Below are 13535 nucleotides of genomic sequence, written 5' to 3'. Positions count from 1 at the left end.
TTCTCACCTCGTCAAAAAGGCAGGGTACTCCTTTATCTCGCCGGTGATGACTCTGGAAAGGAGCCGGGCCTGAACCTCCAGGACTCGCCGATAGCTCACCTTGTAGCCGAATATGGGATGTTCGATCTCCGTCTGCATCCTCCGCTCGTAGCCGGCCAGCACCGTTCTCTTGGCCTGACGTTTCATGGAGACGCCCATCCCCGTCTTGATGAAGTCCTTATCAGTGAGTTCGCGGTTGTTGAAGAGATTGATCGTCGTGGAGTCCGCGATGATCGGCCGAAACTCCTCCATCATGTCCAGGGCCAGAGCAGGACGGCCGTACCTCGGCCGGTGGTAGAACCCGAGATATGGGTCGAACCCCACCGCCAGAAGGGAGACGAAGACGTCCTTCGCCAGCACGGCGTAAAGGTAGGATAGAACGGCGTTCACCGGATCTTTCGGCGGCCTTCTGTTCCTGTTCGCGAAAGTGAAGCCCTGATCGGCTTTGAGCAGGTGCTCCAGCCGCCCGAAGTAGATCTCCGCCGCCGCGCCCTCGATCCCCAGAAGCCTCTCCATGCTGGACGCGTTCGCCGCATCTTTTGATAGCTTACTCAGCCGGTCCAGGGCATCTTTGGGAGATTCGGGGTCGTTTCTCCTTATCTGGGTCCTGCAGTTTCGGATCTTGCCATCCACGATCGACCGGGCGATGGATAGCGACCTGTTCCGGTCCGCCGCCCACGCGAACTGCCTCATCCGGAGCTCCACGTTCTTGTGAGTGTGACCGACGCTCATCCCTTGAAACCAGCCTCCTCGGGTGAAGTGGAGGACGGGAATCCCCCGCTGCATCAGATCCACCAGCGCGGGGGTAGAGATCTCTACACCTCCAAAGAGGTTGACCTGAGATATCTCCCTCAGCCGGGCCTCCACCACCGCGCTGTCTCTCTCACCCTTCCCCCGTCCTCTCCCGGTGCGGCCTTCGCTTCCTTCTTTCTCTTCATCTTCATCATCGCCCTTCTTTATCGACCGAATCTCCAGCCTGTCCCCCTTCTTCCGGACCGAATGACCATGACCCACCACATAGACCGGCAGGGAATCATCCCTCGCCGGAAGAAGCCTTCTGATCTTCCCGATCAGCCCGCCGCCTCCGTCTCCATCTCTTCGGCTTTGCCCGTCCATCTCCCGCAGCAGGTTCACCTCGTCGGGAAGACAGATCCCCGCCATGGAGCATCGAACGCATTTGGGGCTGTCCTGCAGGGGCGGCGGAACCGCGCCGCCATCGGCCACCGCCCTCAGGTCGGATATCAGGTCTAAGGTCAGCTTTACGAGATCTCTGTCAAAATCTACCGGCACCCGCTTCCTGGAGGCGGCGAAGTAGACGATCCCATTGTCACAGTGATAGCCGTTCTCCCTCAGTACCAGCCCCTGAGCGCAGAGCTGAACCCGGTCCGAATCGTATGCCCCGCCCGGAATGCATGGAGCTCTCCCCCTCTTGTACTCAACGGGAGTCACATGCCGGCCTTCCCCCTCCAGGAGGTCTATCCTGCAGGTGACCCCCACCTTCTCGCCGCTGAGCGATACCGATCTGTCATGAATCGCCTGGAGTTCGTCTTCATCGGCCCTGGCAACCTCCGAGTCCACCCGGCGGTGCTGAAACCTCCCGTCGACGGTATCGGCGCTGTCCACGAACTCGCCGCCCACCCACTCCATGTAGCAGAGCCGGGGGCAGTAGGCGAACTCCGCCAGCATCCGGGCGGGAATCAGCCTGAGAGGAGCATCGGCAGATCCTTCTGATTTTGATTTTGATCCTAGATTATCTCCCAATGTGAGCCTCCAGGCGAAGAGAATCCCAAAAAGATATATAGGTTTTGCATTTATCCTTTTTTTCAGACCTCTGAGCTCTTTCCGTAAATGGCCTTTGAGCATGAAATTGATTAAGTAAAACGGCGATGGAGATGTCTTATCGATGACCAAAAAAGTCCTCTCTTCGTGGTCGTGCACTCCGAGCAAAGAGGCCTCAACCTTATGCCTGCATCTGGTGACGTCAGGCGGTCGGGCGCCGCGATCCGCGAGGCTTGAGACGATATCGATCGCAGGCGACTACGGTCAGGCCCTCCTTCCCCCCGACCTTCTCGGCGAGATCGTCCCCTTCCTCGAAAGTCCAGAGTGCAGAGTCGTCGGCCACGACCTCCTCTTCAGCCTGGGCTTAATCAGAGCCCTGAAGGGCAGAAGGCTCTCGTACTCCAACCTCTGGGATACGATGCTCGCCTGGCAACTGCTGAGAAACGGCCTTCCCGAAAGAGATCCCTCTTTGAAGACGGTGGCGAGCGATCTTCTCGGGAGAGATCTGGATGAGATCCCTGGGAAAAAGGAGCCAGACGGCGATCTCGATCCGAAAGAGCTCGATTATGCCGCCAGGGCCTGCACCATCCTGGAGCCGGTTTACGACAGGCAGAGATACCTCGTTGACAAGCTTGGTCTCGCGGAGGTCGCATCTCTGGAGTTTGATGCCATCCCCGCGCTGGTGGAGATGGAGCATAACGGCATGGGCTTCAACCAGAAGGGGGGGCTAAAGCTATCAGAAAGCCTCGGAGATGAGAAGGCAGAGCTGACACGAGAGCTCCGATCGTATGCGCAGTCGAAGGGGATTAAAGACTTCAACCCCAAAAATCCCGCTCATGCAAAGAAAGTCATCAAAAGTCTTGGATATCATGTCGAGAAGACTTCAGCACCATTTTTGGAGAAGATGGTCCGGCAACATCAGGCAGAAGAGTTCATAAATCTGCTTTTGAAATATCGGGAACTTCATCTGAAAGAGGCTCATACGAAGAACTGGCTCGTTTTTTCTGAGGACGGCCGGATCTATCCCAGACTATCCCAGCTTGGCGGGAGGAGCGGTCGCATCACCTGTTCCAAGCCAAACATCCAGCAGGTTCCAAGAGATCCGAGGCTGAAGAGCCTTTTCGTCGCCTCCCCGAACATGTCTCTGGTGGAGGCTGATTTTTCTGCCATTGAGATGAGGCTCCTTGCGATTCTCTCCGGAGATGAGACCCTCATTGAGACCTTCAAGAAAGGGCTTGATCCGCATATACAGACGGCTCAGGCCATCTTCCAAAAGTCGAAGATCTCGGGGGAGGAGAGGCAGATCGCCAAGACCCTGAACTACGGCACCATTTACGGGGGCGGCACCAATATGGTCTTGAGCCAGCTCCCAGACCTGACAGAGGATGAGGCAAAGGAGTTCCTTTATCGGTTTTACAGGTCCTATCCTGGCTTGAGAAGCTGGCAGCAAAAGGTCACTAATGGCGCGCCTGTTTTAACAATCGACAGAAAGACCTATAAAATCTCTCGATCGGCTCTGGGAAGGCTGAGATACATCGATCCCGACCAAAGAAACGCCCTGATCAACACGCCAGTCCAGGCCACGGGCGCAGACCTTCAAAAGATCGCCCTCGGCAGGCTCTACAGGGAGCTGACGAAACCCGAGCACGACGCTTTCAACCTCGTGAACGCAGTCCATGACAGCATCCTTCTGGAGGTGCCGGATAAACGGACCGGCGAGGCGGCGAGGCTGATTCAGAGGGTGATGGAGGAGGCAGGTGGCGAGATTCTGAAGGTGGTGCCCTGTCTCACCGAGGTGAAGGTCGGGAAGGACTGGTCCTTTCCGAAGGATAAACGGAGATTATCGGCCTTTCTCAGGAGGGTTGCATCAGGGGCGATAGGACGGTCGTAGAGATGCCCCCGGAGGCCCCACACCGAAGCCCCTAATAAGGGCAAAAACGACTATAGCATGAGGTTTGATATGGCCTATTCCAAGGCGGATCAGCCTTCGTTTCCTTCCTTCGTTGATCAGACCCGTCCGCCCCATCTCCAGGAGACGGATCCCATCCCTCGCCCTTCCAGACAATAGCCCGCCGTCGCCCCCCTCCGTCTGACCCTCAGATCTCCTCCCCAGATCGATCCGGATGTGCTTCTCTTCCATGTACTCGTAAATGGCTCTCCGGGACCGCTCCCTTCCCAAGCCGCTCTCCTTCCATCCGCCGAAGGGGGCCCCAAAACGATGGCCTTGTGGTGTTGACCCCGACGGACCCCGCCTCCAGCCTTTCGGCGAAAAAGAGCCCCCTCACCATATCTCAAGTTGAGACGTAGGCGGCAAGGCCGTACCAGGAGGCGTAGGCGAGTTTGAGGGCCTCTTCGTCGGTCGAAAAGCTCATCATCGGCGCCACGGGGCCGATGGTCTCCTCCCTCATCATCCTCATGGAGGGGTCCATCCGATCCAGGACCGTGGGGAGGAAGAAGAACAAGAAGCCACTCCGAAACTCTTCCCCCTCCGGCTCCCGGCCGCCGCAGAGGAGGGCGGCGCCCCTGGCGAGTGCGTCGGCGATGTGATCTCTCGTCGAGCAGACGGAGAAGGGAGGATCAAGGAACGAACTGGATTGAGATCTCCTCCCTCTTGGGATTCGAGCATTTCAGCTCCAGTTATGACATTCTCGGCTGCCGATCCGAATCCGAAGGCTGAAGCTGAAGGCATATCTTTATCGCTTCGAGCATAAATACCTTCTAAGTCGAGGGGAAAATCTCAGTTATGCCATCCAGGATCGACATTCCCAAGGAGAAGATCGAGGACTTCTGCCGTCGATGGAAGATAAAGGAGATGGCCATCTTCGGATCGGCTCTCCGGGAAGATTTTGGGCCAGAGAGCGATCTTGATCTTCTGGTCACCTTCTCCGAGTAGGCCCGATGGACCCTCTTCGACTGGGCGGAGATGATCGAGGAGTTGAAGAAGATGACCGGCCGAGATATAGACCTGGTGGATAGGGAGTCGATTCGAAATCCCTTCAGGCGCCGCTCCATTCTGGCCAGAATGGAGGCGATCCGTGGAGCCTGAAGGCCCCATTGAGGCCCCATTGAAACCCATATATATCGGGCGGTCAAAGTCTTTAAGGGGCGAGCTCAAGACCACATCCGCCCCTGGATGGCCGCCGTGAGATTGGGAGAATTTGGTATCATGAGGAAGACGAGGACGAAAGAGAAGGTCGAGATCATCGGACCAAAAGTCCACGGAGTGGGCTACAGATACTTCCTGATGAACCAGGCGATGCTTCTGGGGGTCGATGGCTTTGCTGCTTCAAACCAGGCAGGAATAGATCGGCAGCAGAAGGTGCTGGTTCTTGTAGAGGGGTCGAGGGAGGCGTTGATAGACTTTTCCGCCCTTGCAGAGACCGAAAAGCCGGAGGAGGCGGAGGTATCCGAAGTCCTCATCGGAGATTTTGATGGTTTTGTTCCAAAGATGACCGACTTCGCCATGGTCCTCACCGCCGGCCAGATAGTAAAAGCCATCCCCATCATCCAGGAGATCGAGAGCAATACAAAAGAGACGGCCGAAAGCCTCCGAGAGGAGAGACTGCTTCGAATTGAACAGGATATTCATGCAATTAAGGCGAAGCTGGGGATGTCTTAGGCCGACAGCCTTCGACGAGTCTCGATTATGAGCTATAATATAAAAATTGTATTATTTTTATTAATTATATTATATGATTATTAGGCGAGAGGCAGCATGGACCGTTTCGGAGAGCTTCAAGAGAAGATAGTGCTGTTGCTCCGTCCCTATGCTAGGAGGATAGCGATCTGTGGCTCCTTTGCACGAGGCGATGAGGCGGACGATAGCGGCATCGATAGCGGCATCGAAATCCTCATAGATCTCCTCCCTCCGGGCGAGAGGCCTCCCCTGGGCCTGAAGTGGTTCCGCCTCGAAGAGGAGCTCTCACGGATTCTGGGGCGCGAGGTGGAGCTGGTCAGCGAGAGGGCCATGAGCCCCTTCGTCCGGCCTTATGTCGAGAAGGACATGGTGCTCCTCTATGAAGAAGGATGACTCGGTCCGCTTCCACCATATTCTGATGGCGTTTCCTACCGAATCGGTCAGGCCGACTCCTTCATCTTGAGGTCGACCTCGCCAGCCGCGATAGGCTTTGCAAGGAGCTTTCCTTCCCGAAAGTCCCTCACGATCTTGTCGATCTCTCTTGAGGCGTCCGGCGTGATATAGGCCTCGTCGCAGACATCGCAGATCAAGGCCCGGACGTTCTTGATCACCAGAACGCTGCCATCGATCCTGGTGATGTAATCCGTGAAGCCTGGCGCGAGCCTGCCTCGGCCGCAGTTGCAGGTGTTAGGGATCAGCTCTATCTTCTCGTCGTGTGGTCTATCCATTCATTACCCTCCGGCCAATATACTGTGATTATACGCAAGGTGGTTATCGCATAACTGATGAGGGCAGAGGGGCATGGCTTGCTCTATGGATAATCTTCTATTATGCTTCCGTCTAATATCAAATTAACCAGATCATCGGTATAAATACCCCTTTCATCCATCCTCCTGCGGGCGTGAAATGTTATTATATAATTATCTTTTGTAATCTGCTCCTTGACATCTTCGATCTCCACCCCCTCAGACCCCTCCCAGCTTTTCATCAGGCTCTTATTTTCGATATCCAGGGCTGGCTCGTATATCGGTCAGTCGAGAACGTGGATAAATCTTTACCGGATATCAATATGAATGACTTGCAGCTGTTGGGCTGCCTTCAGCCTCAACTCCGCAGAGACGAGCAGAAGATCGATCTCATCTTCAGGCAAGCTTCGCCCCCTCGGCGAGGACATTCCTTAAAAACGAATGGGTCTTACGAGCCTGGAAGTCCCGGTCGGAGAGGACCTTCACCGAGAGGTCGCCCCCCGTCTCCAGCAGGATATCGAAGGAGAGGCCGATGAGCTTCCGCCGAAGGCGGAAATCTTCTTCGTCTATCACCACCAGAATGTCGATCTCGGATTCCTCTCCGGCCGCACCTCTGGCAACAGATCCGAAGAGAGTGACGCTTCTAATCCTGTTGCCGTATCTCTGGGTAGCCCTCTTGACAAACTCCTCGACGGCTCTCTCCCTCCGTTCGTCAGCAAGAGAGATCTTTGAACCGCTGGCGTTCATTATCCTTCTCCTGAATGAGATAATGTTACTCAAATGGGATATATTTTTGCATGAAATGGCTTATGAAAAAATTCCATCGGGGGCCGTCTTTTCAGCCATGGACAGCAAGAACCGCCGAACGCGACCACGACGGCGCCAGGACTATGACCCTAGACTAGACGCAGATCCCTCTTCTCTTTCACCCTCTCATACAGCTTCTTGTCAAGGGTCAGAAGCGGCATCCCCTCCTTCTCCGCCGCCGCCAGGAAGAGAGAGTCGTAAAACGAGATCTTATCCTGGACTGCGATCTCGAACGCCTCTTCGAGGAGGTCGGCCGATTCCAGGAGGGTGCAGGTTTCCCTGATGAACTCACGGCAGTCTCGGAGGGCGTCCAAGGCCGCCCCTTTGTCCTCGCCGGAGAATAAGACCCGCTTCCAGGCCACGTTCCCCACCTCAGGGACCGCCAGGTCCAGGGTGACGGGATCGCATTCGTCCGCCCTGGCAAGCGCTCGGGGAGAGGCCTCCTCTAAAAAGAAGATGGCGGCGATGACGCTGGAGTCGAGGACGGCCTCATCTCGCATCTCTCTCCTCTCTTATCATCGCAGCAGCGCCCTCGGCGCATTCGACCTGCTCTTTCCAGCGGGCCTCCGCCCGGTCCAGGAGCATCCTCTTCTTTCTCTCCCGGACCATCGTCTCCACCGTCCGCCTGATCTCGGCCTGCCAGTCGACCTCGCTCATCTCGTCCATCATCCGCCGGACTTCGCTCTCCAGACGGATGCTGTAAACCGAAGTTGACACAATACTGTGTTTACACCGAATGCATATAATCTTATCGACGAGGTCGCGTTTCTCCATATTCCGACTATCCGGGATTTAAGATGGGCCGTCTCTCAAACGGCGTAGCCAATTATCAGCGGCGAGTCTCAACAGGGGCCACGACTTTTCAGCCATGGATAGGCAAATTGGTGGCGAATACATTACCGCCATCCGCGAGGAGAGTTTGAATGGGGCCACGACCCGAAGGTCATGGTAAGCCCTGGAGGGGCCAGAAGACGCCCCTCCGCCACCACCCCAGGGCAGGAAGATATCACGGGAGGTCCCCCTCGACGATCTCGACCTCCTCGGCCGAAAGGCCGTATAGCCGATACACGATAGCATCGATCAGCCGGTCGACCTCCCCGATCCGCAAAAGCATCGGCGCAAGCTTCTCCACCGACGCCGAATGCTCCCGCCTCAGGTCCTCGCCGAAGGCCCGGCGGCCGGAGTCGACCGTGAGCTTCCCCCTCCCCCAGACGGCGGCGGTCGGCCTCGGGGGTGGAAAAGGAGATGCGGCGGACGAAAAAAGAGGGAGGCGCTCAAGTCGCTGTTATTTGTTTGCTCCAAAAGTTATTTACCATTTTTGCGCCTTCATATCTCCATGACGGCGTCCGATGGGCAGAGATGAGATGGCAGCCCCCAGATCCCCCCAAAAATAAACATGGATACCCGGAAGACCTCATCAGGGAAGAGGAAGAGGATGAGACGAGGGGTATAATGAAGCTGGCTGAATCTAACCTAGCCGAGCTTCTCAACAGCGAGCCGGATATATACACGCTGAAGGACTTGAAGATCGACTATAAAAATATGGCAGCTTCCTTTAGAGGGGGAGACGCTCCAATTTTGGAGAGATAAGGTTGAAACAGGTTGAACAGGTTGAAACAGGACGCTTAATATAGGCGAAAGCCGCCGGAGAGGATTTATAAATAATCTAATAAATAGAAGGCCTTTGAAAGATGGATCTGCAGGGCAGAGATTTGATATTCCGCATCCATGCGGTGGAGCGGATGTTTGAGCGGGATATCAGCGTAGAGGATGTACGAAGGGTTCTCTTGGAGGGCGCCGTCATAGAAGGCTACCCCGAGGACACGCCCTTCCCGAGCTGCCTGATCTTCGGCTGGTGCTAAGGCCGCCCGATTCACGTGGTGATCGCCATTAATGAGGAGGAGGGGTCCGTCATTGTAGTGACCGTTTACGAGCCAGATCAGGAGAAGTGGGACGAGGATTTGTCGAGGAGGAGATCATGAGGTGCCTCATCTGTAAGAGAGGCTCGACGGAGCCGGGGACGACGACCGTCACCCTGGAGCGGGACGGTCTGATCATGGTGATCAAAGGTGTCCCCGCCCAGGTCTGCGAGAACTGCGCCGAGGCTTACGTCGACGAAAAGGTAGCTTCAGAGCTTCTGACGTCGGCGGAGGCGGCGGCGAAATCGGGGGCCAAAGTCGAGATCCGCGAGTACGTGACTGCCTAGGACTTCCCAATCCAGAGGAGGTGCGGACGGAGCTCTCCTCCGAAAGAATCTGCAAAATGGTGATGGTCGCGGTCACGGTTTCCACAACGTCAGCCATTCGACCCTTTCAAAATCCGAATCGTTGGAGGCCAGAGCGGTTATCTCCTCTTCCTGCATCGTCGCCAGGTGGATGGCATCGCTGGAGAGAAGGCCGTATCTTTTGGAAAAGTCCAGGGAAAGCCTCATGATCTCCACTCCCGCCCTCGCTATCTTGAGGTTCTCGATCTCCAGGATCTTCTCGATGGCAGATGGAGCAGCGCTCAAATTTTTCACCTCCTCCGGGTTCTCCTTAAGGTACCTAACAGCCTGCCTTGGGTTCTGGTTCTGCTTCTCCACCACCTCGGCGACCATGACCCTGTGGAAGACCTCCCCCAAGACGACGATCGACGAGACGGCAGAGCGTTTACCGGAATTGACATCCTTAAGGAGGTTGCCGCAGGGCTCAGCATATCTCCAGTGGTCGAATATTACGTAAAGAAATATATTGGCATCTATGAAAATGGCGCTGCCTTCATCGATATCATCTGCCATCAGATCGGCTCCAGTTCTGGGCTTTCTACCACCTCGTCGAGCCAGTCCCTGCGGGAGATCTTGACGAGGCCGCCCAGCCGGTCGACGGCATCTCTCCTGATCTCTATATCCACGACTTCCCCGTCTTTGAGGTCGAGCTTTTCTAGCGGTTTCAAGACCTTGTTCTCGTAGATCGCCTTCACGCCCATGGAGCCACCTATCAATAATTTGATCTTTCGAGCCTAAAAACCTGCTCGTCTAAAATGAGGTTATATTGTCAGGGTGCGGCCGGCGAGAGCTCCCCTAGAGGGGGCAGAAAGGGGGATCCCGAGATCAAAGGGGGACGGCCTCCTTCAAAACGCGTTGGCGAATCCGCTCCCTGAGGCCCCTCTCGCTCACCACGTCGACCTGGCGGCCCAGGAGCCCCTCCAGCTCCCGGGAGATCGCCGAGTTTTTTATGAGGGTGAAGCCCGACAGAGGCTCCACCAGGAGGTCGAGGTCGCTACGGTCATCGGCCTCGCCCCGGGCGACGGAGCCGAAGATCCGGACGTTTCGCACCCCATATTTTGCGGCAATGGCGAGGATCTCGTCACGGCGAGACCTCAAAAGCTCCTCAAGTTTCATCGCCGACGTCCTATGTATCTGATTATATTTATACTTCCTGACGCCCACAGCCCACGTCGATCCCGTACAAAGCAGCTCTGACGGCCCCCCCATGTGCCCCTGGCCCTCCCTGCCCCCCCTCCTCCATCTCTCGATCCCGTCGTCCGACCGCCCGGCGCTGCAGCGCCGGGCGGCGCGTGCCACCCGCTGGCCCCCAGAAGACCCCCCCTCCGCCACCGGCCCCGGACAGAAAAGATATCACGAGAGGCTCCCCTCGACGATCGCTATCTCCGCCTCGGTGAGGCCGTAGAGCCGGAAGACGATAGCATCGATGAGCCGGTCGACCTCCCCGATCCGCGCGATCAGCGGCGCGAGCTTCTCCATCGACGCTGAGTATTCCCGCCGCAGGTCCTCGCCGAAGGCCCGGCGGCTGGGATCACAGGCGAGCTTGCCCCGGTTCTTCTTGAGGACGCCAAGAAGCTCGGAGAGCTCGATCTCGTAGTAGGCGGAGACTTTCGTCTTGTTCGAGAGGTCATCGATCCTGGCGCCGGTGTAATCCGAAAGCCACAAGAGGAAGCCCCGGATCTCCTCCTGCTTCTCCCGGTTCATCCGGATCATCTCCTCGGCGAGGTGCGCCAGCAAGTCGTGGACGACGTCGGACCGCTCGCCCCCGGCGACGAACTCTCCTGCGGCGTCCTTCGGGAGGCAGCCGTCGACTACTCCCAGCACTGAACCCTCACAGAGAACTATTTCAATATAAAAATGGATGAAATTAATATGCTTCTGACTTTATTTGACTTATAGAACATGGAAGAGAGACCTAAACCTTTTAAGGTAGTATCTACCAGCATTAGAGCATGGAAGAATTTGGGGACTAAGAAATCAGTTCCTTATGCCGTGTCACGGCATATCAATTGGTGATGTCAACCCCTCCAAGGCAGAATCTCGCAATGCAAGAAAAGCGCCTGAGGGACCCGAAGTGAGCAGAGGAGTAGAAGAGGTATCTATATGAATGGTGTAGCCAGTCTAGCATTTCGAATCGCTCTGGCCGCTCTAGTAGCATTGCCCATTGGAGGTTGCTGTGACCCGTCGCCTTCTGAGGTACCATCAAGCCAATTTATAGTACAAACACTCAATCAGTTGGTGGATCTTCATAGGGCCATAGTAAAGGTTGAATTCTGGAATGCTATATCGCCAACAATGGACGAAGCGTGGGACATTATTGGCCAACTCAGAGTTGACTTGAAGGGTGAAGATCGCACTTACGAAGGGAGTAGACTCCGAGATTCCGGCGACAACAAGAGCTTTGATGTCCAAGAGCATCTGGACCAGTACTTGGCTGGAATTGAAGATCAGATCCAAGACCGATCAAGTCTACAGGTCTTACTACATTCTGAAACGCTGGGCGTCTCTTATGAGTATCCACCAGATGGAAAAGATGTACCATTCCACATAGCCAGCATCGGGAAGGTCTTCACGGCTACTCTGGTATGTATGCTCGCTGAGAGAGGAGCGGTTTCTCTTGACGACCCAATTGTCGACTATATGCCGGAGAGCTCATTAGAGAATCTCTTCGTCTTTGAAGAAAAAGACTATGCGGAACAAGTGACAATACGAGAGTTGTTGACCCACACGTCGGGAGTGGCCGACTACGTCGAAGATCCGGTCATTAACGGTACACTATTTCTGGAGCTGATCCTGAGCAACCCAGATACCTATTGGACCCCAGAGATGCTGCTAGCCTTCTCAAGGGATAATCAGCACGCTGTTGGCAAGCCAGGAGATCTCTTCCACTACTCAGACACCGGTTATGTTCTGTTAGGCAGGATCATCGAGAACGTAACATCCAAACCGTTCCATGTAAACCTGCATGACGAGTTCTTCAAACCTTTGAATATGAACGACTCATATCTCATGTTCCGTTCTGAACCCGCCAACCAGCCAAAGAAGCCTGTCCAGAAGACCTGGCTGAGTGATACAGAGATCAGCCAATTCACATCGCTCAGCTCTGATTGGGCAGGTGGAGGAATCGTTTCTACTCCTGCTGACCTCCTGAGATTCCACATGGCTCTGAGAGACGGCCAGCTTATTAGTCCTGATCTTCTGGGACAGATGGTGACTGCTACTAACCAGTTCATGCCAGGCATCAAATACGGTATGGGCATGATGGAAGTCGATTTCCAGGGTCTCTCCCCTATGCTCAGCGGTTTTCCTACCGTCACTGGCCACATAGGGATCTGGGGTACTCACATGTTCTATGACAGAACGACGGACACGTATATCATCATAAATCTTGGGTCGTCATCTTGCATGAATACGAGCTTTGAAGTACTGATAGAGTTGATGAGCACTATAAGGAGCGTGGGGAACTAGACCGCATCCGACAAAGATCATGATTCTTCGAGTCTAATGTCCCTGGAACACAACACCCCCGGCAGTATGGTATTGAAGATCTTGAAGACCCAGCGGAGCTGAGAAGACAACCCAAGGGAGACGGATCATTGATCTTGCCCGCTAGACTGTGGCAGCATTAAGATTGATGACATAAGCATGATGACCGACTCCGATGGGACTGGACAAAAAGAGGTTACATCAGCCTTGCCGTATTTTTTACTCTTCCCCGCACAATCCATCTTTTTTCAGCATTTTTGTCATGATCATCTCCGAGGCACCTGCCTCTTCGTTCATCTCTTCGCTCAGGAGATTCCAACCTTTGTCCAGGTAAAACCTTATGGCCCTCTTGTTATCGCTGAAACATGCCAGCTTTGCCATCCCGTATCCTGACTTCTTTATCTCTGTCTCAATAATATCCAGTAGAACGCTTCCTATCCCTCCTCTCTGGTGGGCTGGATGAACCCAAACAAGGCCTACCAAGTCGTCAAATCTAGCAGCAACTGCCACAAGCACTCCAGCCTTTTCAGCAACAATCATGTTCTGCCACGAATTGTTGACATCGCTACTAAGCTGTTCGCCTTCAGCCCAAGGCTTCAACCTATCCTCCGGCAAGATCTTTCCGTATACCTCCACGATAGTCTCGTTGAGCAAATTTATGATTTTTGGGATATCCTCCTCCTCAGCGTCTCTAAATGCGTATTCGATCATAGCAGAACCTTCCATTGACTTACTCGTTAAAGATTTTCTCATATAAAAATCTCCTGAATACTTTTAA

23 protein-coding genes are annotated in these 13535 nt (G+C 54.8%); 9 read left to right on the top strand and 14 right to left on the bottom strand.

Annotated features, from left to right (window positions below; all coding sequences use genetic code 11):
• Positions 1-3: 3 nt before the first annotated feature.
• Complete coding sequence (gene cas1, locus MHAR_RS08685) at positions 4-1725, bottom strand: CRISPR-associated endonuclease Cas1 (RefSeq protein WP_143763367.1); 1722 nt, start codon at positions 1723-1725, stop codon at positions 4-6.
• A 571-nt stretch (positions 1726-2296) separates the two neighbouring features.
• Here cas1 and MHAR_RS08680 point away from each other — a divergent pair.
• Positions 2297-3709 carry a DNA polymerase gene (locus MHAR_RS08680; protein ID WP_228369649.1) on the top strand — a complete coding sequence of 471 codons (1413 nt, stop codon included), beginning with the start codon at positions 2297-2299 and terminating at the stop codon, positions 3707-3709.
• Here the strand turns inward: MHAR_RS08680 and MHAR_RS14120 are convergent.
• Together MHAR_RS14120 and MHAR_RS14115 are read right to left on the bottom strand one after the other, a co-directional pair.
• Positions 3686-3997: a hypothetical protein gene (locus tag MHAR_RS14120; protein WP_048144555.1), complete on the bottom strand. Its 312-nt coding sequence runs from the start codon at positions 3995-3997 to the stop codon at positions 3686-3688. The two genes, MHAR_RS08680 and MHAR_RS14120, sit on opposite strands and share 24 nt — an antisense overlap.
• A 112-nt stretch (positions 3998-4109) precedes the next feature.
• Complete coding sequence (locus tag MHAR_RS14115; protein ID WP_266335561.1) at positions 4110-4361, bottom strand: aldehyde dehydrogenase family protein; 252 nt, start codon at positions 4359-4361, stop codon at positions 4110-4112.
• A gap of 200 nt (positions 4362-4561) precedes the next feature.
• Here MHAR_RS14115 and MHAR_RS13965 point away from each other — a divergent pair, with 200 nt between their 5' ends.
• The 4 genes from MHAR_RS13965 to MHAR_RS08660 all read left to right on the top strand — a co-directional run bounded on the left by MHAR_RS13965 (position 4562) and on the right by MHAR_RS08660 (position 5848).
• Complete coding sequence (locus MHAR_RS13965; protein WP_014587240.1) at positions 4562-4711, top strand: nucleotidyltransferase family protein; 150 nt, start codon at positions 4562-4564, stop codon at positions 4709-4711.
• A 30-nt stretch (positions 4712-4741) separates the two neighbouring features.
• Complete coding sequence (locus MHAR_RS14110; protein WP_014587239.1) at positions 4742-4864, top strand: hypothetical protein; 123 nt, start codon at positions 4742-4744, stop codon at positions 4862-4864.
• 120 nt (positions 4865-4984) lie between these two features.
• Positions 4985-5437: an acylphosphatase gene (locus MHAR_RS08665; protein WP_143763366.1), complete on the top strand. Its 453-nt coding sequence runs from the start codon at positions 4985-4987 to the stop codon at positions 5435-5437.
• Positions 5438-5533: 96 nt separating this feature from the next.
• Positions 5534-5848, top strand: a complete 315-nt coding sequence (locus MHAR_RS08660; RefSeq protein WP_014587237.1) for a nucleotidyltransferase family protein — start codon at positions 5534-5536, stop codon at positions 5846-5848.
• A gap of 47 nt (positions 5849-5895) precedes the next feature.
• Here the strand turns inward: MHAR_RS08660 and MHAR_RS08655 are convergent, their stop codons facing one another.
• The 6 genes from MHAR_RS08655 to MHAR_RS14105 form a co-directional block, all read right to left on the bottom strand.
• Positions 5896-6183: a type II toxin-antitoxin system MqsA family antitoxin gene (locus MHAR_RS08655; protein ID WP_014587236.1), complete on the bottom strand. Its 288-nt coding sequence runs from the start codon at positions 6181-6183 to the stop codon at positions 5896-5898.
• An 83-nt stretch (positions 6184-6266) separates the two neighbouring features.
• Positions 6267-6416: a DUF4258 domain-containing protein gene (locus tag MHAR_RS13960; RefSeq protein ID WP_228369533.1), complete on the bottom strand. Its 150-nt coding sequence runs from the start codon at positions 6414-6416 to the stop codon at positions 6267-6269.
• A 181-nt stretch (positions 6417-6597) separates the two neighbouring features.
• Positions 6598-6948, bottom strand: a complete 351-nt coding sequence (locus MHAR_RS08645; RefSeq protein WP_014587234.1) for a nucleotidyltransferase domain-containing protein — start codon at positions 6946-6948, stop codon at positions 6598-6600.
• 149 nt (positions 6949-7097) lie between these two features.
• Positions 7098-7508 carry a type II toxin-antitoxin system VapC family toxin gene (locus tag MHAR_RS08640; protein WP_014587233.1) on the bottom strand — a complete coding sequence of 137 codons (411 nt, stop codon included), beginning with the start codon at positions 7506-7508 and terminating at the stop codon, positions 7098-7100.
• Entirely contained in the window at positions 7498-7725 is a 228-nt protein-coding gene (gene vapB, locus MHAR_RS08635; RefSeq protein WP_048144553.1) for a type II toxin-antitoxin system VapB family antitoxin, read from the bottom strand. The genes MHAR_RS08640 and vapB overlap by 11 nt, the downstream gene beginning before the upstream one ends.
• Before the next feature lie 289 nt (positions 7726-8014).
• Positions 8015-8140 carry a hypothetical protein gene (locus MHAR_RS14105; protein WP_014587231.1) on the bottom strand — a complete coding sequence of 42 codons (126 nt, stop codon included), beginning with the start codon at positions 8138-8140 and terminating at the stop codon, positions 8015-8017.
• 227 nt (positions 8141-8367) lie between these two features.
• On the opposite strand from MHAR_RS14105, the gene MHAR_RS08630 reads away from it, so the two are divergent.
• The 3 genes from MHAR_RS08630 to MHAR_RS08620 all read left to right on the top strand — a co-directional run bounded on the left by MHAR_RS08630 (position 8368) and on the right by MHAR_RS08620 (position 9214).
• On the top strand, positions 8368-8598 hold the full coding sequence (locus MHAR_RS08630; RefSeq protein ID WP_014587230.1) for a hypothetical protein: 231 nt from the start codon (positions 8368-8370) through the stop codon (positions 8596-8598).
• Between the two features lie 101 nt (positions 8599-8699).
• Positions 8700-8870: a DUF4258 domain-containing protein gene (locus MHAR_RS13000; protein ID WP_014587229.1), complete on the top strand. Its 171-nt coding sequence runs from the start codon at positions 8700-8702 to the stop codon at positions 8868-8870.
• An 86-nt stretch (positions 8871-8956) separates the two neighbouring features.
• Positions 8957-9214, top strand: a complete 258-nt coding sequence (locus MHAR_RS08620; protein ID WP_014587228.1) for a type II toxin-antitoxin system MqsA family antitoxin — start codon at positions 8957-8959, stop codon at positions 9212-9214.
• Positions 9215-9286: 72 nt separating this feature from the next.
• Here the strand turns inward: MHAR_RS08620 and MHAR_RS08615 are convergent, their stop codons facing one another.
• From MHAR_RS08615 to MHAR_RS08600, 4 genes are all read right to left on the bottom strand, one after another.
• On the bottom strand, positions 9287-9784 hold the full coding sequence (locus MHAR_RS08615; RefSeq protein WP_014587227.1) for a type II toxin-antitoxin system VapC family toxin: 498 nt from the start codon (positions 9782-9784) through the stop codon (positions 9287-9289).
• A complete protein-coding gene (locus MHAR_RS08610; protein WP_014587226.1) occupies positions 9784-9972 on the bottom strand; it encodes an antitoxin family protein in 189 nt (62 codons plus the stop codon). The genes MHAR_RS08615 and MHAR_RS08610 overlap by 1 nt, the downstream gene beginning before the upstream one ends.
• A 124-nt stretch (positions 9973-10096) precedes the next feature.
• On the bottom strand, positions 10097-10387 hold the full coding sequence (locus MHAR_RS08605; RefSeq protein WP_048144957.1) for a nucleotidyltransferase family protein: 291 nt from the start codon (positions 10385-10387) through the stop codon (positions 10097-10099).
• A gap of 237 nt (positions 10388-10624) precedes the next feature.
• Positions 10625-11095: a hypothetical protein gene (locus MHAR_RS08600; protein ID WP_014587224.1), complete on the bottom strand. Its 471-nt coding sequence runs from the start codon at positions 11093-11095 to the stop codon at positions 10625-10627.
• 414 nt (positions 11096-11509) lie between these two features.
• Here MHAR_RS08600 and MHAR_RS08595 point away from each other — a divergent pair, with 414 nt between their 5' ends.
• Entirely contained in the window at positions 11510-12739 is a 1230-nt protein-coding gene (locus tag MHAR_RS08595; RefSeq protein WP_228369648.1) for a serine hydrolase domain-containing protein, read from the top strand.
• 237 nt (positions 12740-12976) lie between these two features.
• Here MHAR_RS08595 and MHAR_RS12550 read toward each other — a convergent pair whose 3' ends face one another.
• Complete coding sequence (locus MHAR_RS12550; RefSeq protein ID WP_014587222.1) at positions 12977-13468, bottom strand: GNAT family N-acetyltransferase; 492 nt, start codon at positions 13466-13468, stop codon at positions 12977-12979.
• Positions 13469-13535 lie beyond the last annotated feature (67 nt).

The organism is Methanothrix harundinacea 6Ac (assembly GCF_000235565.1).
In the GTDB taxonomy this organism is placed as follows: Archaea; Halobacteriota; Methanosarcinia; order Methanotrichales; family Methanotrichaceae; genus Methanocrinis; species Methanocrinis harundinaceus.
Note: the sequence above shows the minus strand (reverse complement) of the source record. Positions and strands in the feature narration are given on the sequence as shown.